Source organism: Aeromonas molluscorum 848 (assembly GCF_000388115.1).
Taxonomy (GTDB): domain Bacteria; phylum Pseudomonadota; class Gammaproteobacteria; order Enterobacterales; family Aeromonadaceae; genus Aeromonas; species Aeromonas molluscorum.
On sequence record NZ_AQGQ01000287.1, the window covers coordinates 1 to 1,763 of the forward strand.

Genomic DNA, 1,763 nt, shown 5'->3' on the forward strand with positions numbered 1-1,763 from the left:
CGCCTCACCGGATCGTCCGAGCGGATGATGTCGTTGCGGATGCGATCTTTTGAGGTAACGGTAGACCTGCACGTAGAAGGCGACCTTCTGCTCGGTGCTGCGATTGCCTTCGGAGAGACGCAGTGCATCGCGCAGGGCCTCGTCGTGGGCCACGGCTACCCGCAGGGCGCCGAGGGCCTTGTCCGACATGGAGCGCAGCTCGTCGCTGTCAAGATATGCCAGCTCGCGCTTGTTCAGACGCTTCTCGACGTCGGTCTCCCGGGCCAGTCGCACCACCCGCGACCAGCTCGCCTTGTGGCCCACCAGGGATTTGCGGGCGCCGAAGTAATCCTTGCCCTCCAGCTTGAGACGGCCCCCTAGGGATTCAATCTCGCGCTTGGTCACCTGCAGCTGGGCCTCGGCGCTGGTGCGGCGGGAGCGGGTACGGATCAGCAGCTCTTCGATCTCTTTCTTGTGGGCGCGGGACTTCTCTTCCATGTCGTCAGACAGCGTCAGCCCCATGGCCCCCAGCTCCTGCTCGAACTCGGCCAGGGTCTGGCGCTTGGCTTCCACACTCGAGTTAAGCGCGGTGCGCAGTTGCAGCGCCTCGGTGTGGCGCAGAGCAATTTGCTTGTGCTGCTCGATGGTCGTACGGGCAGCCAGCTCGGCCGCTTTCAGCTTCTCCTTGAGCCGCTCGCTCATCTCGGAGGCCTTGCCGAGCAGGTCTTGCGCGTCCTGATAGGCAAAGTGCGACAGACGGGCCACCAGCTGATCGAGGGCATAGCAACGGCGCTTCTGCTCGGCCAGCTGTTCGTTGACCTCATCAAAGGCTGCCTGCAGGGCGGCAAGATCCTGGGGATCCTGGCGCAGCACCTGCACCAAAGACTCGAGTTTTTCCAGCGCCTTGCCGTGCTGGGCGACAAAGGCTTCGGCTATTTTAAGTGCCTCGACGTCGGCACGGGCCGCCTCGAGACGAGCCGCCAGGTCTGTCTCGTCAAACAGATGGGCAAAGGGCAGCATCCCCTGTACCAGCTGGATATGGCGAGTCAGCTGGGCCGCTGCCGCTTTGGCCTCGGCCAGCTGCTTGTCGCACTCGGCCATGGCCCCTTGCAAGGCGCGCAGTTCGGCCTGCTTGGTCTGCACCTGATTTTCAGGGTCAGGCAGGAAGGCGATATCCAGATGCTGGCCGATAAAGTCGCGAAAATGGCCGTAGAGGCGGTGGTACTTCTGCTGCTCGAAGGCGGCCTTGGCGTAGCCCTCGATGAGTCCTTCACGCTCGAGGTCGAGCTGCTCGATGCGTTTTTCCCGGGCGGCGCGGCCAAACAGCGGCAATTCGGGGTAGCGGGAGAAGCGCACCTGACGCTTGCTGGTGCGCACCAGCACGGCGCCCCCCAGCTCGTCCGCTTCCACCAGATCCTCGTCAAAGGAGTCCGGGTTGCCCTGGATGAGGTAGATATCTTCCGGGCAATCTTCCAGCTTTTTCAGCCGCTCGATAGCACCCTCAAGGTCGAGCACCACCAGGGCGCTGCGGGCCGGGCCGTAGAGCGCGGAGTAGTAAGGGGCATCAATGATGGAGATGTCGTCATAGACATCGGAGAGCAACACGCCCCCCACCTGCTCGGCGATGCGGGCCAGGCGCGGATCCGCCTCGCCGGCGCCCAGTTGCAGGTTGCGAATTTGCAGCTCCAGCGCCTGCTTCTGCGCCGCGATGCGGTTGCTCTCCTGCTCGAACTCCCGCTCCTTGTCGAGCACGGTTTGCATGCCAGCCGAGAGCGCTTCGGCGC

General features: G+C 63.8%; 1 pseudogene. It reads right to left on the reverse strand.

Annotated features, from left to right (window positions below):
* Positions 1-1,763, reverse strand: a pseudogene (gene mukB, locus G113_RS20015) (chromosome partition protein MukB); the annotation flags it as partial.